The sequence below is a fragment of the Kribbella sp. NPDC048837 genome (assembly GCF_055586945.1).
Window position 1 is genome coordinate 1,006,732 of sequence record NZ_JBVJHF010000002.1, and the last position, 20,427, is coordinate 1,027,158.

General features: G+C 68.2%; 22 protein-coding genes. 12 read left to right on the forward strand and 10 right to left on the reverse strand.

The features are described from left to right. Window positions 1–13: 13 nt before the first annotated feature. Genes ACZ6O0_RS12785 through ACZ6O0_RS12800 form a run of 4 tightly spaced genes read right to left on the reverse strand, consistent with a single transcriptional unit; the run spans window position 14 to window position 4,422 of the window. The gene (locus ACZ6O0_RS12785; protein WP_465765001.1) at window positions 14–886 is read right to left on the reverse strand and encodes a carbohydrate ABC transporter permease; all 873 of its coding nucleotides are present in this window, start codon (window positions 884–886) and stop codon (window positions 14–16) included. Further along, entirely contained in the window at window positions 883–1,866 is a 984-nt protein-coding gene (locus tag ACZ6O0_RS12790; RefSeq protein ID WP_465765002.1) for a carbohydrate ABC transporter permease, read from the reverse strand. Before ACZ6O0_RS12790 ends, ACZ6O0_RS12785 begins: the two co-directional genes overlap by 4 nt. Before the next feature lie 7 nt (window positions 1,867–1,873). Beyond that, window positions 1,874–2,698, reverse strand: coding sequence for an aldo/keto reductase (locus ACZ6O0_RS12795; RefSeq protein ID WP_465765003.1), 825 nt, complete (start codon window positions 2,696–2,698; stop codon window positions 1,874–1,876). Window positions 2,699–2,703: 5 nt separating this feature from the next. Beyond that, window positions 2,704–4,422: a GH39 family glycosyl hydrolase gene (locus ACZ6O0_RS12800; RefSeq protein WP_465765004.1), complete on the reverse strand. Its 1,719-nt coding sequence runs from the start codon at window positions 4,420–4,422 to the stop codon at window positions 2,704–2,706. A gap of 218 nt (window positions 4,423–4,640) precedes the next feature. Between ACZ6O0_RS12800 and ACZ6O0_RS12805 the strand changes: the two genes are divergently transcribed. After that, window positions 4,641–5,327, forward strand: a complete 687-nt coding sequence (locus ACZ6O0_RS12805) for a GntR family transcriptional regulator (protein WP_465765005.1) — start codon at window positions 4,641–4,643, stop codon at window positions 5,325–5,327. A gap of 31 nt (window positions 5,328–5,358) precedes the next feature. Here the strand turns inward: ACZ6O0_RS12805 and ACZ6O0_RS12810 are convergent, their stop codons facing one another. Beyond that, window positions 5,359–5,826, reverse strand: coding sequence for a winged helix-turn-helix transcriptional regulator (locus ACZ6O0_RS12810; protein WP_465765006.1), 468 nt, complete (start codon window positions 5,824–5,826; stop codon window positions 5,359–5,361). After that, a complete protein-coding gene (locus tag ACZ6O0_RS12815; protein WP_465765007.1) occupies window positions 5,823–7,055 on the reverse strand; it encodes an MFS transporter in 1,233 nt (410 codons plus the stop codon). Before ACZ6O0_RS12815 ends, ACZ6O0_RS12810 begins: the two co-directional genes overlap by 4 nt. A 136-nt stretch (window positions 7,056–7,191) precedes the next feature. On the opposite strand from ACZ6O0_RS12815, the gene ACZ6O0_RS12820 reads away from it, so the two are divergent. After that, window positions 7,192–7,971 carry an ANTAR domain-containing protein gene (locus tag ACZ6O0_RS12820; protein ID WP_465765008.1) on the forward strand — a complete coding sequence of 260 codons (780 nt, stop codon included), beginning with the start codon at window positions 7,192–7,194 and terminating at the stop codon, window positions 7,969–7,971. Here the strand turns inward: ACZ6O0_RS12820 and ACZ6O0_RS12825 are convergent. After that, a complete protein-coding gene (locus ACZ6O0_RS12825; protein ID WP_465765009.1) occupies window positions 7,964–8,287 on the reverse strand; it encodes a hypothetical protein in 324 nt (107 codons plus the stop codon). The genes ACZ6O0_RS12820 and ACZ6O0_RS12825 overlap by 8 nt on opposite strands. Window positions 8,288–8,339: 52 nt before the next feature. Between ACZ6O0_RS12825 and ACZ6O0_RS12830 the strand changes: the two genes are divergently transcribed. The 9 genes from ACZ6O0_RS12830 to ACZ6O0_RS12870 all read left to right on the forward strand — a co-directional run bounded on the left by ACZ6O0_RS12830 (window position 8,340) and on the right by ACZ6O0_RS12870 (window position 18,412). Further along, window positions 8,340–8,891 (forward strand): UTRA domain-containing protein, encoded by a 552-nt coding sequence (locus ACZ6O0_RS12830; RefSeq protein ID WP_465765010.1) that lies wholly within the window; start codon window positions 8,340–8,342, stop codon window positions 8,889–8,891. Window positions 8,892–8,936: 45 nt separating this feature from the next. Beyond that, on the forward strand, window positions 8,937–11,495 hold the full coding sequence (locus ACZ6O0_RS12835; RefSeq protein ID WP_465765011.1) for a tetratricopeptide repeat protein: 2,559 nt from the start codon (window positions 8,937–8,939) through the stop codon (window positions 11,493–11,495). Window positions 11,496–11,638: 143 nt separating this feature from the next. Further along, entirely contained in the window at window positions 11,639–12,478 is an 840-nt protein-coding gene (locus ACZ6O0_RS12840) for a COG1361 family protein (RefSeq protein ID WP_465765012.1), read from the forward strand. A gap of 163 nt (window positions 12,479–12,641) precedes the next feature. Then, on the forward strand, window positions 12,642–14,264 hold the full coding sequence (locus ACZ6O0_RS12845) for a substrate-binding domain-containing protein (RefSeq protein WP_465765013.1): 1,623 nt from the start codon (window positions 12,642–12,644) through the stop codon (window positions 14,262–14,264). Window positions 14,265–14,267: 3 nt separating this feature from the next. Continuing rightward, window positions 14,268–15,230 (forward strand): ABC transporter permease, encoded by a 963-nt coding sequence (locus ACZ6O0_RS12850; RefSeq protein ID WP_465765014.1) that lies wholly within the window; start codon window positions 14,268–14,270, stop codon window positions 15,228–15,230. Next, window positions 15,227–16,102 (forward strand): carbohydrate ABC transporter permease, encoded by an 876-nt coding sequence (locus tag ACZ6O0_RS12855; protein WP_465765015.1) that lies wholly within the window; start codon window positions 15,227–15,229, stop codon window positions 16,100–16,102. Before ACZ6O0_RS12850 ends, ACZ6O0_RS12855 begins: the two co-directional genes overlap by 4 nt. A gap of 23 nt (window positions 16,103–16,125) precedes the next feature. After that, window positions 16,126–17,133, forward strand: a complete 1,008-nt coding sequence (locus tag ACZ6O0_RS12860) for a LacI family DNA-binding transcriptional regulator (protein ID WP_465765016.1) — start codon at window positions 16,126–16,128, stop codon at window positions 17,131–17,133. Continuing rightward, window positions 17,130–17,864: a phosphotransferase gene (locus tag ACZ6O0_RS12865; protein WP_465765017.1), complete on the forward strand. Its 735-nt coding sequence runs from the start codon at window positions 17,130–17,132 to the stop codon at window positions 17,862–17,864. The genes ACZ6O0_RS12860 and ACZ6O0_RS12865 overlap by 4 nt, the downstream gene beginning before the upstream one ends. Further along, window positions 17,855–18,412: an MOSC domain-containing protein gene (locus tag ACZ6O0_RS12870; RefSeq protein ID WP_465765018.1), complete on the forward strand. Its 558-nt coding sequence runs from the start codon at window positions 17,855–17,857 to the stop codon at window positions 18,410–18,412. Before ACZ6O0_RS12865 ends, ACZ6O0_RS12870 begins: the two co-directional genes overlap by 10 nt. 30 nt (window positions 18,413–18,442) lie before the next feature. Here the strand turns inward: ACZ6O0_RS12870 and ACZ6O0_RS12875 are convergent, their stop codons facing one another. Next, on the reverse strand, window positions 18,443–18,685 hold the full coding sequence (locus ACZ6O0_RS12875; RefSeq protein ID WP_465765019.1) for a hypothetical protein: 243 nt from the start codon (window positions 18,683–18,685) through the stop codon (window positions 18,443–18,445). Between ACZ6O0_RS12875 and ACZ6O0_RS12880 the strand changes: the two genes are divergently transcribed. After that, window positions 18,678–19,172 (forward strand): class E sortase, encoded by a 495-nt coding sequence (locus ACZ6O0_RS12880; RefSeq protein WP_465765020.1) that lies wholly within the window; start codon window positions 18,678–18,680, stop codon window positions 19,170–19,172. The two genes, ACZ6O0_RS12875 and ACZ6O0_RS12880, sit on opposite strands and share 8 nt — an antisense overlap. A gap of 1 nt (window position 19,173) precedes the next feature. Here ACZ6O0_RS12880 and ACZ6O0_RS12885 read toward each other — a convergent pair whose 3' ends face one another. Further along, complete coding sequence (locus ACZ6O0_RS12885) at window positions 19,174–19,596, reverse strand: hypothetical protein (RefSeq protein ID WP_465765021.1); 423 nt, start codon at window positions 19,594–19,596, stop codon at window positions 19,174–19,176. 43 nt (window positions 19,597–19,639) lie between these two features. After that, complete coding sequence (locus ACZ6O0_RS12890; RefSeq protein ID WP_465765022.1) at window positions 19,640–20,377, reverse strand: SAM-dependent methyltransferase; 738 nt, start codon at window positions 20,375–20,377, stop codon at window positions 19,640–19,642. Window positions 20,378–20,427 lie beyond the last annotated feature (50 nt).

The window sequence follows — 20,427 nt, forward strand, 5'->3', positions numbered from 1 at the left end:
CCTTCGGGTGTTGCTAAGACTTGACTGCGCCGGAGATTCCCTCGACGAAGTAGCGCTGCAGGAAGATGAAGAGCACCACCACCGGGACGATCGAGATCACGCCGGCCGCGGCCATTCCGGACCAGTCGGTGGCGGTCTCGCCGACGAACGCCTGCATGCCGACGCTCACCGTCCGCAGGTCCGGCCGGCTGAAGGTGAACACCAGCGGCAGGAAGAAGGCGTTCCAGGTGGTGATGAACGTGAGGACTGCGACGGATGCCGTGACCGGCATCGCCAGCGGCAGCATCACCGAGAAGAAGGTACGAACGAAGCCGGCGCCGTCGACGACCGCGGCTTCCTCCAGTTCCCGGGGGATCTGCCGGAAATACCCGTAGTAGATCAGGATCGCCGACACGTACGCCCCACCGCTGAGCGCCAGGATCATTCCGCTCAGCGAGTCGATCAGGTGCAACTGCATCGAGATCTTGACCACCGGGATGATCGTGTAGCCGGTCGGTACGAAGAGCGTCGCGACCAGTACCCCGAGGAAGATCTTGGATCCGCGGAACCGGTAGCGGGCCAGGACGTAGCCGGCGGCGGCGCAGCGGATCGTGACGATCACGACGGTGACCACGGTGACCAGCACGGTGTTGAGCAGGTACCGGCCGAAGTGCGCGTCGTTCCAGGCCCGCGCGTAGTTGTCCCAGACGAACTTCTCCGGCCACAGCCGCAGTCCGCCGGTGAACATCTCCATGTTGTCCTTCAGCGATGCCGACAGCATCCAGAGGAACGGGAAGATCCAGAGCACCGCGATTCCCACCAGGAAGAGCGCGGCGATCCACCAGGGCAGTCGACGCAGCAGGCGCCGCTGCCGGTCCGTGCGTACGACGGTCAGGTCCGCGGTCATCGCTGTTCACCTCTCAGCCGTCGGCTCGCGTACACGCCCCACAACTGGACGGCGCCGACGATCGCGACCAGCAGCCCGAAGACCACGGCGGCCGCGGACGCGTGCCCGAGTTGCGGGATGGCGGCGGCGAACGCCCACCGGTAGATGTAGATCTCGATGATCTCGGTGTGGAAGTACGGGCCACCGGCGGTCAGCGTGTACATCAGATCGAAGTTGTGGAAGGTCTCCTCGATCGTCAGCACGGTGATGATGATCAGGAACGGCTTGAGCATCGGCAGCGTGATGTACCGGAAGAGCTGCCAGGTGCCGGCGCCGTCGATCCGGGCCGCCTCGTACAACTCGTACGGGATGGTCTGCAGCGCCGCGAGCCAGTAGATCATCGTGACGCCGAAGAACTTCCAGATGTACAGCACGGCCGCCGTCGGCAGTGCCAGGTGCTGATCACCCAGGAAGTCCACGCCGCCACCGCCGAGCTTCGTCAACAGCGAGTTGATCGGCCCCGTGCCCGGATCCAGGATGAACCGCATCACCACGCCGATGATCGCCGTCGTGGTCACCACCGGGATGAAGAACGCCGACCGCAGGACGCCGATCAGCGGCAGCTTCGGGGAGTTGAGGATCATCGCCACCAGCAGCGTGAGCAGCACCCGCGCCGGCACCACCAGCAGCATGAAGAGCAACGTGACCTTGAACGAGTTCCAGAACAGCGGGTCCGCGAAGACTTCCCGATAGTTGCTCAGACCAACGAACTGCTGGTCGGCGTCGAAACCGTTCCACTCGACCAGCGAGTACCAGTAGCTCGCGACGATCGGATAGATGGTGTAGAGGCCGTACAGTACGACGGTCGGGAGCAGGAAGATCCAGATCCAGGTGGTCTTCTTCCAGCCGTGCCGTGGTCGTTCCGGATGGGCGAGGGCTGGTAGGCCGGTCCTCGACCGGCGGGTCTGCCGCCGGGTGAGTTGCACAGCTCTGCTCGTCATCGTCCGGCTACCTGATCTGGCTGATGGCGAACGTGCGGGGATCACTGCCGAGCCGGTTGCCGTTCTCCAGCGCGGTGATCGAGGCAATCTCGTCGTCGGTCAGCTCGAAGCCGCCGAGGTCGAAGTTGGCGCGGATCCGCTCGGGATTGACCGACTTCGGGATGACGATGTGCCCGCGGTGCAGATGCCACCGGAGGACGACCTGGGCCGGCGTCACGTGGTGCTCACTCGCGATCGACGCCAGTACAGGATGTTCGAGGTCACCGCCCTGGCCGAGCGGCGAGTACGCCTCGACCGCGATCGACCGCTCGCGGCACAACTCGGTCAGTTCGTGCTGTTGATACGTGGGGTGCAGTTCGATCTGGTTGACCGTCGGCACGACCTCGGTCTCCTTGGCCAATCGGTCCAGGTGCTCGGCAAGGAAGTTGGACACACCGATCGCCCGCACCCGCCCATCGGCGTAGATCCGCTCCAGGGCAAGCCAGCTGTCGACATAGAGATCGGCCGTCGGATTGGGCCAGTGCACGAGATACAGGTCGGCGTAGTCCAGCCCCAGTCGCTGCAGCGTTTCGTCGTACGCCCTCAGTGCCGACTCGTACCCGTGCTCGCCGTTGCGGAGCTTGGTGGTGACGAACAGCTCCTCGCGGGGCAGCCCGGACGACCGCACGGCCGCACCCACACCGGCCTCGTTGTTGTACGCCGCCGCCGTGTCGATGTGCCGGTAGCCGATCTCGATCGCCTGCTCGACCGCGCGCTGGGTGTCGTCGGGTGGGACCTGGAAGACACCGAAGCCACACTGCGGAATCCGTACGCCGTTGTTCAGCGTGATCATCGGGATCAGCTGCTCGGTTCGAGGATCAGCAACGATGCCGAGGGCAACGGCAGCGTGACGTCCAGGGACACGTCGCCGTCCACCGTGAGCCGGCGTTCGGCTTCGAACTCCTCGAGACCCTGGCGGGCCTTGATCGCGGCCAGCTGTTCGGCGGTCGGGTCCTGGGGTGAGCCGAGCTTCTCCCAGACAGTGAAGGAATTGCTGTGGTCGGCGTCGATGCGCAGGTGCCGCAGCCGGTACGACCCGGCCGGCAGGTTGCGAATCGTCACGCTCACTGGTGTCAGGTCCTCGCCGGTCTGGTACTGATCGTCGGTGTGCCGCCAGAGCAGTACGGCGACGCTCCCGTCCGCCGACCGCGAGGCGAGGGCGTCGACCTCCTCGGGCATGCTGCTGCCGTCGGTGGTCTCGAGCTGGCCGACCTGCCAGGCCGCGTCCGAGGTCGTGCGCAGCCGATCCGGACCGAGCAGCGACAGCATCCGATAGGCGTTCAGGAACGGCTTCTCGACGCCACCCGCGGTGAGGTAGGACCGGGTGCCTTCGAAGTAGCGCTCGGCCTCGAAGTAGAAGCTCCAGGAGGTGGCGTAGGCGACCTGGGCCGGCTCGGTGGCGTTGAGGTCCAGGATCTTCTTCATCAGCTTCGCCTGGAAGACCGGGTAGTACTCGGTGTTCTGGAAGCTGTAGTTGCGGTTGTCGTAGCGGCCGAAGTGCGCCGGCACCGCCGCGTCGCACTCGTCGACGATCACCGGCAGCTCGCCGTACCCCGGGTACGAACCGATCAGCCGGTTGAACTCGCGCAGGTCGTACAGCATCTTCGTCGACGACGGGCTGAGGAGCTCGGCCGCCGGCTCGGAGAACGGCCGGTAGTCGCGGGTCGGGAAGTGGCAGCCCTTGGTGTGGTACGAGATGAAGTCCAGCGGCTCGTCCCGGCGCGAGGTGTAGTCCAGGAAGCCGCGCAGGAAGTTCAGTCCGCCGCTGGTGACCGCGGGTCCGCCGACCTTGGCCTCGGGCAGCACGGCCCGGATCGCCTGGACCGTCGCGGTGTAGAGCTCGTTGTACTGATCGAGAGTGCCCCGCCAGTAGAAGATGTCCGGCTCGTTCCACAGCTCCCAGAGCCAGGTCTTCACCTCCGCCTCGCCGTAGCGGTCGATGCAGTGCCGGACCGTGGCGCTGATCAGGCCCGCCCACTTGGCGTTGTCCTTGGGCGGGTATCCCCAGGCGCCCGCTTCGTAACTGGTGTACGCCGTGGGGCTGGACACGACGGTCAGCTCGTCCGCCTCGGGTGGCAGCAGATCCCGCGGGGTGAAGCCGAGCTCCACCAGCAGGTGGTGGCCGGCGTCGACGATCGCGTCGTACGCCTGGTCCAGCAGGGTGAAGTCGTAGTAGGGATTGCCGTCGGCGTCCTCGTGGTAGACGTTGCCGGAGCTCCAGTGCGGGATGCCGAAGCCGCTGCCGGAGCAGTACATGTAGTGCGGCCGGACGAAGTAGCCGCCGCCGGAGAAGTCGGCGAAGGTCTGCAGCAGTCGCTTGCCGGTCGGCGTGTACGTCCAGTTGAACTCGTCGTAGCCGAAGCTCTCCCAGATACGCGTCAGTGGCCCCTGGGTCTCCGTGGCGTCGACCTCGATCGTCGCCGAGGTGACGTGCGGCGCGTCGGGACGGTGGGGTGCGGCCGGCGGGAACGGGCCCAGTGCCGTGCGTCCGGTGTGAACCGCTGTCTCGGTGGTCATCGTCGTCGTGACCTCTCTGCCCTGGTGATCGGGCTGCCTGCCTCACGGGCCGGCCGACTGGTGGCGCCGGCGCTGTGCCGCTCTGCCTGAGTGGAGGCTCCGAGTCTGCTCTTGTGATTGATTTACTGTCAATGACTTACTGTTTACAATCTACAGAGAGGTTGGACAGAGGTTAGAGTCGTCCTACTCGGATACCTGGCGGTAACTGCCTAGAGGAGATGGTCGGCGTGATCCCGGACGACGTCGCAGCGCTGCCGTCGCAGCGGGCTCTTGGTGATCTCGTGACGGACGTGCTCCGGGAGATGATCACCGGGGGCAGGTTCCAGCCGGGCCAGCATCTCAAGGAGACCGAGTTGGCCGAGGGGCTGAAGGTCAGCCGCGGGCCGATCCGGCAGGCGCTGGCCCGGCTCGAGGAAGAGGGTCACGTCGAGCTCCGGCGGCACCGCGGGGCGTTCGTCAGCACCTTGACCCAGACCGACGTCGAGGAAGTGCACACCCTGCGCGGCGCCATCGAGAGATTGGCCGCCGGCCGGGCGTGCACGCGGATGCAGGGCGAGGGATTCGCCGAGATGGACGCGGTCCTGGAGCAGATGAAGAGCGTCGACACCAAGATCGATCCGGAGGACGCCGTCCGGCTGGACCTCCAGTTCCACGACATCATCTACGCCTATTGCGACCACGCCCGGGTGCAGCGGGTCTGGGAGTCCATCCGTGGTCAGGTGACGGTCTTCCTGCGGGCCCGCAACGCGAGCTTCCCGGACTTCCTCGACGTCGGTTACAGCGAGCACAAGGAGCTCCGCGACGCCTTGGCCCTGGGCGATCCGCAGGCCGCCCAGGACGGCATCGACAAGCACATCCTGGGCGCCTACGAACGGCTGAAGCGCCTCAACCTGCCGGACCGCTGACGACTGCGGGAACTAACTCCAAGAGGGTCCGTCAGCGCCAGGCGGTCCGGTCGGCCGGGCCGCCCGGGACCGGTTCGAAGGTGACGTCCTCGGGCGGTACGGCGGTGCCGGACTCGTCGACGAATCCGACGGTGACCAGGTCTCCGGATTGGTTGTTCCGGCGGAGGACGGTGGGGCCGGCTTCGCGGGGGCGGTGGATGTCGCCCCATTGCTGGAGGGCGGCCAGGACCAGTTTCAGGTCTTCGCCGGCGGGGGTCAGGTGGTAGGAGGAGCGGGTTCGTTCGCCTTCGGGGCGGTAGTCGCGCTTCTCCAGGAGACCGGCCTCGATCATCGAGTTCAGATGGTTGGTGAGGATGTTGGGCGCGATGTGGAGGTAGTCGCGGAAGTCGGCGAAGCGCGTGGTGCCCAGGTGGGCTTCGCGGAGGATCAGGAAGGTCCAGCGGTCGCTGACCAGTTCCAGCGTCCGGGCGATGGAGCAGTTGGGGTGGGTGGTGGTCATGACGCCTTCTTGGCTGAGTGGGCGCGGATGGTGGCGGCCAGGAGGACCAGCAGCGCCAGGGTAGCGATCAAGGTGATGCCCAGGACGAGAGCGGTGCTGAGGCCGGTGGCCGTGGCTACCAGGCCCAGGGTCAGGGCGATGGCGCCTTGGAGGATGTAGGCGACCAGGTAGACGGCCGCCAGGGTTCCGCCGCGGTGGTGGGCGGGGGCGTGGGTGTTGATCAGGCCGAGTCCGCCGGAGAAGAGCAGGCCGTACGCCGTGCCGCCGACGATCGTCGTGGCGACGAAGAGCGGCAACGAGTGGGCAGTCGCGGCCAGCTCGAGCAGGGCGAGGTCGACGAGGGTCAGGATGGCGCCCGGCGGGACCAGCCGGCTCGCGGGGAAGCGGCGGCCGACGATCGCGGTGACACCGGTCGCGAAGGAGAAGATCGCCAGCAGCAGGCCGATGACGAAGATGTTGTTCGTGCCGACCAGGTCACGGACGATCTCGGCGCCGAGGGCCAGGAAGACCGAACCGAACGCGTAGGCCGTGGTGACGGCGAGCGCCGAGGCGACGTACAAACCGCGGATGCGCTTCGGGACGGTGATCGGGCGCGGCCGCCAGGGAGCCTGGTTGTCGTTCTTGGTGTGGCGCGGCATCCGCCAGACGGCGGCGAACACCACCGCGATCACCGCGAGCAGGACCCAGAAGTCGAGGTGCAGTGGCGCCGGCGCGTACTCGATCAGGCCGCCGCCGACGATCGTCGCCATGGCCAGACCGACCGCGGTCGCGGCCGTCGTGATGGACGAGGCCCACGCGGCCTTTCCACGCGCGCTGAACTCAACTGCGGCAGCCGTCGCAGGAGTGAGCGCCAGTCCGACACCGGCTCCCATGAACGCGCGACCGGCGTACACCCAGCCGACCGATGGGGCGATGGCGAACAGGAGTACGCCGGCCAGCAGCGCGCCGACGCCGTACAGCATCGTCGTCCGGCGGCCGATGTAGTCGGAGAGCTGGCCGAAGACCACCAGGAACGCGACCAGCACGACCGGGTAGACGGCGAAGATCGCGGTGGTCGCGGTCGGGGTGAGGTGCCAGGTCGACGCGTAGAGCGGGTACGTCGTGGTCGGCGCGGCGCTGGTCCACAGGCTGATGCCCGCGACGGCGGCCGCGGTCCAGAAGCTGGCGCGGCGGCTGAGGGTACGGCGGGGCCGGGTGGCGGCTGTGGCGGGCAGGTCCAGGGTGGTCATGCGGTTCCTTCGGGAGACGGACGCGATGACATCTGGAACACCTAAGTTGCTGTTTGCAATCCAGCTTCGGAGTGTGATCCCGGTCACACGGCCTGCCGCGGGGTTCAGCAGGGGCGGACGGGCTCATGATGGGGACATGGCGGAGGGGATTCTGGAGCTGGCCCAGGAGTTGGTCGAGGTCAGCCGGCTGGTCGAGGACGACGACGTCGCCACGACGTTGGGGCGGTTCGTGAGTCGCGTCGTACGGACGGTGCCGGACTGCGAGGAGGCGTCGATCAGCGTGCTGGTCGGCGGCAAGGCGGAGATCGTCGCCCGGTATCACCAGACGACCGACTCGGTCGCGGAGCCCACTCGGGCCGCGCTCGCCGAGCGGATGGTGGAGGCGGACGGGCCGCTGTACGAGACGATGACGTACGGCGAACCACACCGGATCGGCGATCTCGCCGGGGATCATCGCTGGCCGGAGTTCGCCGCCAGTGCGATCAACGCCGGCTACCGCAGTTGCCTGTTCCTCCCGCTGCCCGCGCTGACCGGTGGGTCCGCGGCCGCGTTCAGCCTGTTCTCACCCACGGAGGACGCCTTCGGGAGTACGTCGTACGACGTCGTGCTGCTGTTCGCGCTCCATGCCGGAGTGGCCTTCGACAACGTGCAGTTGTTCAACGACAGTCGGACTCTGGTCGAGCAGTTGCGGACCGCGATCACGACCCGGACGGTGATCGGTCAGGCGCAGGGATTGCTGATGCATCGGTACGGGCTCACGTCCGAGGTGGCGTTCGACGTCCTGAAGCGCTGCTCGATGGACGCCAACGTCAAGCTCCGCGAGGTGTCGGTCGACCTGGTCCAGGCCCAGGACGCGGGCCAGCTGTCCGCGGCCCTCCGCAAGTACGGCCTGCAAACCGAGAGCCACCTCAGCTGATAGTTGCCGTCAGCCCCGAATCTGTGCGGACGTCGGAGCCGACGTAGGCCGCGGCCAGCCGGCGACCCGCGGTGTGGTCGAGGATCAGGATCCGGACGGCGGGCTGGAATCTCCGCGGCGGCTCACCGCGCTTGCCGAAGACCACCAGCCGCCCGCCACGCAACCGGCCGGCCTGCTCGATGATCCACCGCTCGGCGATGCTGCGGGCGGTCGCCTTCGGAGCCCGGCTGAAGAATCCCGACCGGCCGGCGACGAGGGACCAGCGGCCGTCCGGAGTGCGGGTCGCGATCTCGTAGGTGTATTGCCTGCTGCGCAAGGGCCTCACCTGCTTCCTGCCACTGGTTATGTCCAGTGGTAAGAGCTTAACCTTGACAAGATGGGTGGTGCGGCGGCCGGGGGACTGGCCGGTTCATGTGCACGCGCGCACGATCACGGTCGACGCCGACGGCAACTTCGTGGACAACGAGAGTGGCGCCGGCGACTGGCGTGAGGTCGAGCCGCCGTACAAGTACGAGACCACCGCGGACGCCCCGGTCGCGCTCGCCCTCGGGGTCGCGCAGGGTACGGCGTTCTACTCGTCGGATCGGCTGCTGGAGAACGGCATCGGGACCCGGATCTTCGTCCGTACTCACCTGCCGGCGTCCGTCACGCGCGAGATCCGCAAGCTGGCCCGGCATCCGTACATCTCCGCCCGTCAGGTCTACAAGGCCGCGCGCGACGCCGGGATGGAGCTCGACTTCAATGACTACATCAGCGCGCGGAACCCGTCGCCGAAGGACGCCCGCCGGCTGGGGGTCCCGGACGGGACGCCAATGCTGGTGACGCGGCGGATCGCGACCCATGACGGCCATCCGCTGGTCATGCAGGAAACGCGGCGTAGTGCTGAGGACACGCAACTGCACTATCGGCCCGGCACCTGACGCCCGGCTCTCGACGGCGGGCGTGTGGGCGTCGAGACTGACCGCATGGGTGGGGGAATGGTGTCGATGTTGTTCTCGGACATCGAGGGATCGACCGTACTGCTGCGGCGCCTCGGCGACAGGTACCTGGACGCGCTGGAAGGACATCGGCGGATCCTGCGCGCCGTCTGGGCGACGTACGGCGGGACCGAGATGGGCACCGAGGGGGACAGCTTCTTCGTCGTGTTCCCGACCGCCGCGGATGCGGTCGCCGCGGCCGTCGACGGGCAGCGTGGACTGGACGAGCACTGCTGGCCGGGTGGGGAGCGGCTGCGGGTGCGGATGGGAATCCACACCGGTACGCCGGGCGTGTACGACGGCGACTACTGGGGAATGGACGTTCACCTGGCGGCCCGGATCGCGGCCGCCGCGCACGGTGGTCAGGTGATCGTGTCCGCGGTCACCGGCCGGCTCACCCAGCTGCCGGACGGCGTCACCCTCCGCGACCTCGGCACCCATCACCTGAAGGACATCCCCGAACCGGAACAACTCCTCCAGATCGTCATCGACGGTCTCCCGTCCGACTTCCCGCCACCGCGCACCCTCGGTACGCCGACCAGCCTGCCGGCGACGGCGACTCCACTGCTCGGCCGCGAGCCCGACCTGGCCCGCGTCACCGAGCTACTGGGCGAACCGGACGTCCGCCTGGTCACGCTGACCGGTCCGGGCGGGGCGGGGAAGACGCGCCTGGCGGTGGGAGTGGCCGGCGGGATGACGAGTCAGTTCCCGGCCGGCGTGTACTTCGTTCCGCTGGCGTCCGTGACCTCGGAGGAGGTGATGTGGTCGTCGATCGCCGAGGTGCTCGACGTCCCGCCCCAGCAGCGCGGGCGGGTCACGGCCCACCTGGCCCAGCGCACGCTGCTGCTCGTCCTCGACAACCTCGAGCAGCTTCCGGACGCCGGCAAGGTCGTTGCCGAGATCATCGAAGGCGCGGCGCACGTGAAGGTCGTCGCGACGTCGCGGCGCGCGCTCGGGCTGACCGGTGAGTACCAGCATCCGGTGCTGCCACTCGGGTTGCCCGAGGACGACGCCCACGCCGAGCAGTCCGCCGCCGTCCAGTTGTTCGTCCAGCGCGCGCAGGCCGTGCGGCCGGCGTTCGCCCTGACCGCGGACAACGTGGCCGAGGTGGTCGCCATCTGCCGCCGGCTCGACGGTCTCCCGCTCGCGATCGAGCTCTGCGCACCGCGGATCCGGCTGCTCAGCGTCAAGGAACTGCTGGCCCGGGTCGACCAGACTCTCGACATCACATCGACGAGCAGTGTGACGCCGGAACGGCAGCGCACGTTGCGCGACACCATCGCGTGGTCGTACGACCTGCTCGAGCCGGACCACCGCACGCTGTTCCGCCGGCTCGCGGTCTTCTCCGGTGGCGCGGACCTGGCCGCGATCGAAGCCGTTGCCACCGGCACCGATCCGCTCGACGCCGTGGCCGAGCTGCACGACACCAACCTGATCACACTGTCCGAGAGCCCCGACGGCGGCACCAGGATCTCGCTGCTGGAGACGATTCGTCAGTACGCCGATGACGAGCTGCGGGCAACCGACGAGGCCGACGTGGTGCGCGGCCACCATGCGACCTACTTCACCGACCTCGCGGAGAATCTCGAGACCCTGAAGAAGACCACGTACGCCCCGGCACTGGAACGGGCCGAGACCGATATCGACAACTTCCGCGCCGCGCTCGCCTGGGCCGCCGAGCGGGACATCCCCACCAGCCTCCGGCTGTGCTCGGCCATGGGCTGGTTGTGGATCGTCGGCGGGTCCATCGCGGAGAGCCGCCGCTGGCACGAGTACGTCGTTGCGCAGGCCGGATCCACCTCCTCCGCGGACCTCGCCGCCTGCCTCCGCGGACTGAGCAATATCCTTCTTTTACAGGGCGAAACGGCTCGCGCCCACGAGGTCGCGATCCGCAGCCTGGAGATGGCGCGGGAGCTGGACGACCCGGCCGGCATCGCGTTCGGACTGACCGTTCTCGGTACGGTGCAGCGCCGGCAAGGCGATCTCGAGGCGGCGCAACGCTCGCTCGCGGAGGGCGTCGAGCGCCTCCGGCACGTCGACGACCAGTGGCGGCTGGCGCGCGTACTCAGTCATCTCGGCGGTATCGAGGAGGAACTGGGCCGGTTCGATCGCGCCGAGGAACTGCTGCGCGAGTCGCTCGCGATCACCGAGGCGATGGGCGACACGCACGAAGCCGCCGCCCAGGGACAGAACCTGGCCTACCTGCTCACGCTCGCCGGCCGGGTCGACGAGGCCGGTGAACTGGCCCGCCGGCTGGTCCCGACCATTGTGGCACTGGGCAGTCCGACTCTCACGATGGCGTTCTCGGACACGATGATGAACATCCTGCTCCGGCAGGGAGATCCGCTCACCGCGGCTCGGTTGTTCGGAGCCGAGGAGGCGATGGGTGAACGCCTCGGGATGCCCAATCCCTACCTGGAGGAGGAGCTCGAGGAGGCGTTCGCGCTCGTCGGCGACGCGCTGTCCCGCGAGGAGTGGGAAGACCACCGCCGGGCCGGCCGCTCCGAGCGCGTGGAGGACCTCCTCAGCCGGCTTCCGCTCGGCTGAGCTGTCAGTTGTTGTTGGCAACGGTCAAGCGGTTGACCCCCGAGATCACCGCCTCCATACTGCTTTCACCGCTATCGGCGGTCTGTGGGGGCAGAGCTGTGTCTGGGGATCACTGAGCAATGGGGGGCTTTACCGTGCATGCTTTGAGGACGATTCGTGCTGCGCTGGTGACGGCGCTGGTGGGAGCGGGTCTGGTGACCGGCGCCCAGGTGGCGTCCGCGGTGCCGCCGACGAGTGCGATCGAGGTCGGCGCGACCTCGGTCCATCCCGGGGAGACCTTCACGGTCACCCAGACTGTGTACAACGACCGCGATTTCACGATCACGGGCGGGAAGGCCGGGCTGTACGCCAAGGAGACGTCGCTGCCCGCTCTGGTCGATCTGGTGTCGTGCCCGGGTGCGTTCGCCTGTGACACGCTGGGCGGCAGCGTCCGCGGGGGCGTCGCCGATGTCCCGCCGGGCGAGTCGCGGACCGTCGTCTTCACCTTCCGGGTCAAGGACGACGCCCCGGCGCAGACCATCACCATCCAGCACCAGTTCATCGGCGAGAACTACGCGTTCGAGACCTTCGACGGGCCGCAGCTCGAGATCCTGGAGCCGATCACCCACGCCGACATCGCGGTCAGCCTGGCCGCGTCGGTGCGCGGTGCCCGGGTCACCTACACGGCCACGATCAAGAACAACGGTCCGTCCACCGCGAGCAACGTGCGCGTGGTCGGCACGATCCCGAACCGGCTCACGTACGCCTCCGCCGGCAACTGCACGCGGGTGGGGTCGACGCGGACGGTGAACTGTGATGTCGCGTCGCTGGACAGCGGCGCGAGTACGACCCGGACGTTCGCCGGCGATGCCGGCCTGCTGACGATCGGGTTGCTGCAGGCAACGGTCCAGCGGACGGTGAGCTCGCCGGAGGACCCGGTCGCCACCAACGACAAGGCGATCCGGAACTGCACGGCGCTCACGGTCCTGGTCGTGCGCTGCTGACGTCGTACTGAGGTAGGCAACCGGCCGGCGGCCGCAGGGTTCAGACCTGCGGCCGCCGGTCTTTTGCTGCCCGCATCTTGCATCGAGGGGTGGCCGGGGTTTACGGTCCGGGTTAACGTTTAAGTGAGTGTTACTGAGCACTTGTTCATGACTTGGAGCAGCTATGATCAGTCGTCGGCGGTTTTTGCAGGTGACGGGCGCGGCGATCGCGGGATCCACGCTGGCAGCCTGCGGTGACGGCGGTACGGCGAACGGTGGTGCGAAGGCGTCCGGTGAGCTCACGCTGCCGACGTACAAGCCCTTCGAAGGGCTGCGGCCGGACCTGCCGGGCGCGGAGTCGGGGCTGGAGCCCGGGTTCCTGAAGTTCCCGCCGGACGCGATCTCGAGCGTCAAGGCGCCGCCGCTGAAGAACGCGGTGACCGCGCTGACCGAGACGTTCGCGACGCCCCCGCCGCCGATGGGCAGCAACGCGATGTGGCAGTCGCTGAACCAGGCGCTCGGCGCCGAGCTGCGGCTCACCATCGGCACCGACCCGGGCTATCCGGAGAAGTTCGCCACGCTGCTGGCCAGTGACTCGCTGCCGGACCTGATGTGGCTGCCGCCGAACCAGGGCATCCCGAACATCGGGCCGATGCTCGAGGCCAAGTTCCAGGACCTGACGAAGTACCTGTCGGGTGACGCCGTACTCGAGTATCCGAACCTGGCCGCGCTGAAGCCGGCCTCGTGGCGGACCGCGGTCGTGAACGGGAAGATCTGGGGCGCGCCGATCCCGTCCACGCCGTTCGGCCAGGTGATGATGGGCAACCCGAAGACCTGGGCGAAGGTCGGCGGCCTGCAGTGCTCGACCGCCGACGAGTTCTTTGCCAAGTGCAAGGAACTGACCAACGGCACCAACTACGCGCTCGAGCCGGCGATCATCAACATGCTGCACATGTTCGGCGAGTGGTTCGGCGCCCCGAACGGCTGGCGGGTGAACCAGGACCGCTCGCTCACCCACCTGTACGAGACCGACAACTACCGGGCCGCGGTCGAGTACGCCGCCAAGCTCTGGGCGGCCAAGGTGTTCTACCCCGACCTCAACCTGGCCGACGCCACCCCGAAGACCGTGAACGGCCAGATCGCCGCGCAGGTCACCGTCGGCCCGCGCGCGACCGCCGACTTCCGCGCGCTGGACCCGACGCTGTTCGTGGACACGATGATCCCGTTCGGCCACGACGGCACGGCGAAGCCGGTCTACGACATGGGGTACGGCACGGTCGGGTTCACGCCGTTCAAGAAGACCGACGAGGGCCGGATCCGCGAGCTGCTCGCGCTGATGGACTACCTGTCCGCGCCGTTCGGCACCAAGGAGTACCTGCAGAAGAACTTCGGTGTCGAGGGCAAGCAGTACGAGCTGGACGCGCAGCAGAACCCGGTGCTGACCAAGGCCGGAACCCAGCAGGCGCCCGGGCTGGTCAGCGCGCTGCAGATCATGAACTCCCCGGAGAGCGTGATCTTCAACCCGGCGTACCCCGAGGACACCAGGAAGATCTACGCGACCGAGCAGAAGCTGCTCGAGCACGCGATGCGCAACCCGACCGCCGGCACGTACTCCGACACCAGCAGCAAGGTCGGTCCGAAGCTGACCGCGGCATTCCGGGACACCGTCGTCGACATCGTCACCGGCCGGCAGAAGATCGACGCGTACGACGCCGCGCTCAAGCGCTGGAAGTCCGGCGGCGGTGACAAGATGCGCGACGAGTTCGCGGCCGTGCTGCCCGCGAGCGTGCCGGTCACCGGGTCCTGACCGATGCTGAAACGAGCTCCCTCGACCAGGCCGGTCAAGGCCGGCCTGCCGTTCGCGGCGAAGTGGCGCCGAGACTGGCAGATGGTGCTGCTGATGATCCCCGGCGTCGTCTTCCTGCTGGTGTTCTTCTACCTGCCGGTGCTGGGCAACGTGGTCGCGTTCCAGGACTTCCAGCCGTACCTCGGCATCATGCACAGCGAGTGGAACGGCCTGCAGAACTTCGTCAACCTCTACGGCAACCCGGACTTCTGGGACGCGTTGCGGAATACGCTGCTGCTGGCCGCCGTCCAGCTGCTGCTGTTCTTCCCGGTGCCGATCGGGCTGGCGCTGATCGTCGACTCGCTGGTCAGCAACCGGTTCCGGCGGTGGTTCCAGACGATCGCGTACCTGCCGCACTTCCTGTCCTGGGTGCTGGTGGTCACGCTGTTCCAGCAGTCACTGGGCGGAGCCGGGTTCGTGAACAACCTGCTCCGGCAGGCGGGGCTGGACCCGATCCCGTTCATGACCAACCCGGACACCTTCCCGCTGCTCGTGGTGGCGCAGCTGATCTGGAAGGACGCCGGCTGGGCGATGATCATCTTCCTGGCCGCGCTGACCACCGTGGACGTCGCGCTGTACGAGGCGGCCGCGGCGGACGGCGCCGGGCGCTGGCGGCGGCTGTGGCACATCACCCTGCCGTCGCTGCGAACCGTCATCGTACTGCTGCTGATCCTGCGGATCGGCGACATCCTGAGCGTCGGGTTCGAGCAGTTCATCCTGCAACGTGACTCGGTCGGCCCGGGTGCGGCCGAAGTCCTGGACACGTTCACGTACTACGCCGGCGTCGTCGGCGGCGACTGGAGTAGCGGCGCCGCGGCCGGTCTGGCGAAGGGCGTGGTCGGAGCGTTGCTCTTGTGGGGTGCGAACTCGCTGGCGCACCGGCTCGGTGAACCAGGCATCTTCCAGAAGCGAGGTGGTGGCTCATGAGGCCGGTATGGAAGGAGGACCCGGCGCCGGGTTACCAGGCGATCAAGGCCCTTGTTCTCGGCGGGTTCGGGCTGCTGATCGTCGTACCGATCGTGGTGGTCCTCTCGACGTCGCTGGCCAGCGATCGCGACATCATCGACGCTGGTGGGTACGTGCTGTGGCCGTCGCACCCGACGCTGAAGGCGTACCAGACGTTGTTCAGCGGCGGCCTGATGGGCCGGGCGATCCTGGTCAGCGTCTTCGTGACGCTCGTCGGTACGGCGATCGCCCTCGCCGTCACCATCGCACTGGCGTACGCGACCTCGCGGCCGGTGCTGTTCGGGCGGCCGGTGCTGCTGATGGTGTTGTTCACCTTGCTGTTCGCACCCGGGATCATCCCGATGTTCCTGATGGTGAAGCAGCTCGGGCTGCTCGACAGCCTGTGGTCGCTGATCCTGCCGGGGGCGCTGGGTGCCTTCAACTTCGTTGTCCTGCGCACCTTCTTCATGAACGTGCCCGGTGAGCTGCTGGAGAGCGCAAGGATCGACGGCGCGAGTGACTTCACCATCCTGCGGCGGATCGTGCTGCCATTGTCGAAGGCGGTGATCGCGGTCGTCGGGCTGTTCTACGCGGTCGGGTTCTGGAACGCGTTCTTCAACGCGTTGCTCTACCTGAACGACACGTCGAAGTGGCCGGTGCAGGTGATCCTGCGTACGTACGTCCTGCAGGGCAAATCGTTGTCGGCGGACCAACTCGGGGTGGAACCGCTGCCGCAACCGCAGTCGCTGCAGATGGCCGTCGTGGTGGTCGCGTTGGTACCGATCGCGCTGGTGTACCCGTTCCTGCAGCGACATTTCACCAAGGGCGTCATCACAGGCGCGGTCAAGGGGTAGGCCCGTCTGCGAGAATCGGACCTATGTCCACGCCTGCGGCCGATCGGCCGACGCTGCGGATGGTGGCGAAGGAGGCCGGGGTCTCGGTCGCGACCGTGTCCTACGTGCTGTCCGGACGGCATCGCAGTCACACCATCAAGGACTCGACCGCGGACCGGGTCCGCGAGGCAGCCTCCCGGCTCGGCTACCGCCGCAACGACGCGGCGCGTGCGATCCGGACCGGCAAGTCCGACCTGGTGCTGCTGTCGCTGAGCGTGCTGGCCGACCCGTGGTCGCAGGCGGTCGCGGAGACGATCAGCGCGGCCGTCAGCCCGCTCGGGAAGACCGCGTTGATCGTCGCCGACGGCGACTGGCGGACCGTGCTGTCGAACCGGACACCCGACGTGATCTTCATTGACAGCGTCAGTCCGGACCCGCAGCAGATCGCCGAGCTGGAGGCCTTCGCGGCCCAGGGCGTGCAGATCGTCGCCTTCAGCGAGACGCTCGAGCCGCGCGGCTTCGACGTGATCCGGTCCGGTGCCGAGCCCCGCTGCCACCTCGCCGTGGAGCACCTGCTCGAGCACCACGACCGGGTCGGCGCGCTCACCTCGCGCACCACCGGCTTCGCCCGGTACGACGCCTACCTGAACACGCTCCGCGCCGCCGGCAAACCGATCCGGGACGAGGACATCGAGATCTTCGAGCAGCACCCGGAGGGCGCGTACCGGGCCGCGATGGCGCTGCTGAGCAAGCCCGATCGCCCGACGGCGCTCTACTGTACGACGGACTTCGCCGCGATCGCCGCGGTCCGGGCGGCCCACCGGCTGCACATCGACGTACCCCGCGGCCTGGCCGTGGTCGGCGTCGGGAACACCCCCGAGGGCGAGAATCTGGACCCGTCCCTGTCGACGGTCGGACCGGTCGGCTTCAACGACGCGCTGGCCCGGATCATCGTCGGGCGGCTGACCGATCGCGAGGGCGCGCCGGGCGAGTGCTTCGACTTCCCGTGGCAGCTCATCGTCCGCGACTCCTCCAGAGTGGCCTCCGAGTGAAGGGCTGGGAGCCGGTGACGATCGGGGAGTCGGATGCCTCGGTGTACCGGCGGGGCGACGTCTTCGCGAAGAGCTGCGGTCTCGCCGGTGTGGCCGAGTTGCGCGACGAGCGGGACCGGGTGGAGTGGCTCGCTGGTACTGCTCTGCCTGGTGCGACGGTGGTGGACTGGGTGGAGTCGGCGGATGGCGCGTGCCTGATGACTTCGGCGGTGCCTGGTGTGCCTGGTGATTCGCTTCCCCCGGCGGCGTACTTCGGCGCCGCCAGGAGTCTTGGCCGGGTTCTGCGTGACCTGCATTCGCTGACCGATTGCCCGTTCGAGCGGCCGCTGGCGGCGGTGATCGCGCAGGCGGAGGACGTCGTACGGCGGGATGCGGTCAACCCGCAGTTCCTCACCGACGAGTGGCGGAAGCTGAAGCCGTCGGAGCTGCTGGACCAAGTAGTTGCCGAGCGCCCCTATGTGGAGAGCGTGCTCGAACCTGTCGTCTGCCATGGGGATCTGTGCCTGCCGAACGTGTTCTTCGACCCGGACACGCTCGAGGTCACCGGGTTGATCGACGTCGGCCGGCTCGGGATCGCGGATCGCTACTCGGATCTGGCGCTGACGGTGGTTCAGCTGCGCGACGAGTGGTCCGCCGGGCCGACGGCGTTCCTCGAGGGCTACGGTCTGCCGGAGCCGGATCCGCGGCGGCTGTCCTTCTTCCGGCTTCTCGACCCGCTCACGTGGGGCTGACGGCGGTGGGCATCCCGGTCGAGGTCGTCGCGCTGATGGTGTCCCGCGTGCATGCGTTCGAGGGCAGGCCGGAGGACGGTCCACGGCCGGATCCGGAGCCGGTCGGGCGCGCGGAGATCGAGATCCGTGCCGAGCTGGGGATCGTGGGCGACCGCTACTTCGGGCAGACGGTCCACCGGAACGCCGCGGTCACCTTCGTGGACGCGGCGTCGCTGGATCAGCTGGCCCGCGACCTGGACCTGCCGGCGGTGCCCGATCCGCTGCTGATGCGCCGCAACATCGTGGTTCGCGGCTACCCGATCGACAGCCTCGCCGCTCACCGGACTCCGGACGGTCAGCGCGTTCCCGGCCGCCGTTTCACCCTCGAGACCGGCGTCGGTCCGATCACGTTCCAGGCCAACCGTCCCGCGAACCCGTGCGGCTGGATGGACGTCGCGCTCGCGCCCGGCGCGTTCAAGGCGCTCCGCGGTCACGGCGGGATCCGTACGACGCCGCTGACCTCCGGCACTCTCCGGGTCGGGCCGGCCACGCTCACCCTGCTGGACTGAGGTCTTTCGGGCGCTTTTCGGTGCGGCGGCTTACCGTCGGGGGGTGAGGCTGGTGGTGGGGTTGTTCGTGGCGGCGGCCGGGCTGGCCGGGTGCAGCGACGTCGCGCCCACCACCGGCGCCTCACCCACGCCCGCCCGCTCCGCCGCGCCGACCACGTCCGCGCCGACCACGTCCGCGCCGACGCCCAGCGACCCGCCGAGCCCGAGCTCGTCCGCGACCCCTGTGTCGCCTGCGTCGAAACCGCCGGCTACCGGGCCGGTGAGCATGTCCATTCCCGCGATCGGCGTACGCGGTCTGCGCGTGGTCGCTTACACGGGTACGGCGGACGACCGGCCCGGGACCGTGATCCAGAACCGTGGGGTCGCCGCCAGTCCGCGGGGCCGCGCCGGCGGGGTCGGACCGGGGCAGGTGGGGAACTTCATCATCACCGGGCACCGGACCAGTCACGGGAAGCCGCTCGCGCGGGCTCCGGAGCTGGCGAACGGCGACCACATCCTGGTGACCGCGGGCGGGACCGTCTACGACTACGTGGTGAACCGGACGATGACGATCTCGTTCCGCAAACCGGCCGAGCTGGCTCAGCAGAACGCCGCCGTACCCGGCCGCCCCGGCGTCACCCCGACCCGGGCGATGATCACCATCTCCACCTGCGCCACCCCCGAGGACCACGCCGCCGGCAACTTCTGGCACGACGAACTCGGCAACCCCGAACACCGCATCAACAAGATCGGCACCCTGGTCGCCACCCGCGGGGCCTGAGCTACTTGCGGCCGAACTTCCACCACTTCGGCTTGTTCATCTTGATCTCGTCGTCGGTCATCGGCGGCGGGACCGGCGGGCGGGACTCCTCGGTGAGGAAGTTGCCGGACTCGGTGTCGTACGGCGTGACGCCGAGGCGGCTGCTGATCTCCATCACGAGCGGGATCGAGCGCGGGCCGTCGTTCAGGTAGAACGTGATGTCGCGGACCTCGACGCCCTTGCCGATGGTCATCTCGACGTCGTACTCCGGACTTCGCAGCGCCAGCCAGGACGGCTTGCTCGTGTCCACGTCCGGGACGATCTCGCGGACCAGGGCCACCACGTCGGCCGTCGTACCGACCGATGGCGGCTCGTATCCGTCCGGAATGTCGTCGAGGCGACGTACGCCTCCTGGCCCTCGCATCGCATAGACAGCCCAGCTCATGCCCCCAGCATCCCTCACTCGCGGTCGATGAGCGACAGGCGGCCTAGGGTTTGCGGGCGGCGAGCATCGCGAACGTCAGGAACTCGCCCTGGTCGGCCTCGAGCATGTCGAGGGCGCTGTCGCGCTCACCCCGGTGCTCCGAGAGGGCCTGCGACCACGCGAGCCAGTCCGCCCAGCCCGACTCCTGCAGGCGCGCCGCGGTGACCTCGACGAGCTCGGTGATCTCCCACTGGAACCGCCACCAGTCCGCGGTGTGCCAGGCGAGCGCCTCCCAGCCGACCAGCTTCTTGATGTGGTCGGGGATGTGCCCGAGGTCGCGGACCTCCTGCCGCAGCGCCGGGGTGGCGACACCGAGCTGGCCGCCCGGCTTCAGGAAACTGGTGATGTAGGAGAGGTAGTTGTCCGCGGTCCCGAAGTACTCGTAGGCGTCGATGCACACGATCGCGTCGAAGAACTCCCGCGCGAACGGCAGCGTGTGTGCCTCGGCCTTCACCGTCACGATCCCGTCCACGCCCTGCGACGCGATGGCGGCGGCCGCGTCGGTCGGGTCGATCCACAGATCCGCGGCCCACACCTGGACGCCGTACTCCTTCGCCAGGAAGACCGACGTCGCGCCCTTCCCGGAGCCGAGGTCGAGCACGCGCATCCCCGGTCGCAGATCGAGATCCCGGGCGAGGTCCTCCAGGAGCCACAACGGATGCGGGCCCATGTCGCCGGCCAGCACCCAGTCGGCGTCGTACCCGTTCGACCGCGGGTACGCGTCCCGCTTCAGCTCCACCATCGGCTCAGCCTAGCCGGGCGTAAAACCGGACCCGAAACGATGTCAATAGC

What these genes read in the sequence shown, in the direction of transcription:
- ACZ6O0_RS12795 (WP_465765003.1), bottom strand. Translation starts at nt 2,698, where the DNA reads ATGATCACGCTGAACAACGGCGTACGGATTCCGCAGTGTGGCTTCGGT.
- ACZ6O0_RS12850 (WP_465765014.1), top strand. Translation starts at nt 14,268, where the DNA reads ATGCTGAAACGAGCTCCCTCGACCAGGCCGGTCAAGGCCGGCCTGCCG.
- ACZ6O0_RS12885 (WP_465765021.1), bottom strand. Translation starts at nt 19,596, where the DNA reads ATGAGCTGGGCTGTCTATGCGATGCGAGGGCCAGGAGGCGTACGTCGC.
- ACZ6O0_RS12800 (WP_465765004.1), bottom strand. Translation starts at nt 4,422, where the DNA reads ATGACCACCGAGACAGCGGTTCACACCGGACGCACGGCACTGGGCCCG.
- ACZ6O0_RS12805 (WP_465765005.1), top strand. Translation starts at nt 4,641, where the DNA reads ATGGTCGGCGTGATCCCGGACGACGTCGCAGCGCTGCCGTCGCAGCGG.
- ACZ6O0_RS12785 (WP_465765001.1), bottom strand. Translation starts at nt 886, where the DNA reads ATGACCGCGGACCTGACCGTCGTACGCACGGACCGGCAGCGGCGCCTG.
- ACZ6O0_RS12875 (WP_465765019.1), bottom strand. Translation starts at nt 18,685, where the DNA reads ATGGACATGCTCACCGGCCCGGTAGCCGGCGGTTTCGACGCAGGCGAC.
- ACZ6O0_RS12855 (WP_465765015.1), top strand. Translation starts at nt 15,227, where the DNA reads ATGAGGCCGGTATGGAAGGAGGACCCGGCGCCGGGTTACCAGGCGATC.
- ACZ6O0_RS12790 (WP_465765002.1), bottom strand. Translation starts at nt 1,866, where the DNA reads ATGACGAGCAGAGCTGTGCAACTCACCCGGCGGCAGACCCGCCGGTCG.
- ACZ6O0_RS12845 (WP_465765013.1), top strand. Translation starts at nt 12,642, where the DNA reads ATGATCAGTCGTCGGCGGTTTTTGCAGGTGACGGGCGCGGCGATCGCG.
- ACZ6O0_RS12860 (WP_465765016.1), top strand. Translation starts at nt 16,126, where the DNA reads ATGTCCACGCCTGCGGCCGATCGGCCGACGCTGCGGATGGTGGCGAAG.
- ACZ6O0_RS12880 (WP_465765020.1), top strand. Translation starts at nt 18,678, where the DNA reads ATGTCCATTCCCGCGATCGGCGTACGCGGTCTGCGCGTGGTCGCTTAC.
- ACZ6O0_RS12815 (WP_465765007.1), bottom strand. Translation starts at nt 7,055, where the DNA reads ATGACCACCCTGGACCTGCCCGCCACAGCCGCCACCCGGCCCCGCCGT.
- ACZ6O0_RS12890 (WP_465765022.1), bottom strand. Translation starts at nt 20,377, where the DNA reads ATGGTGGAGCTGAAGCGGGACGCGTACCCGCGGTCGAACGGGTACGAC.
- ACZ6O0_RS12810 (WP_465765006.1), bottom strand. Translation starts at nt 5,826, where the DNA reads ATGACCACCACCCACCCCAACTGCTCCATCGCCCGGACGCTGGAACTG.
- ACZ6O0_RS12835 (WP_465765011.1), top strand. Translation starts at nt 8,937, where the DNA reads ATGGGTGGGGGAATGGTGTCGATGTTGTTCTCGGACATCGAGGGATCG.
- ACZ6O0_RS12820 (WP_465765008.1), top strand. Translation starts at nt 7,192, where the DNA reads ATGGCGGAGGGGATTCTGGAGCTGGCCCAGGAGTTGGTCGAGGTCAGC.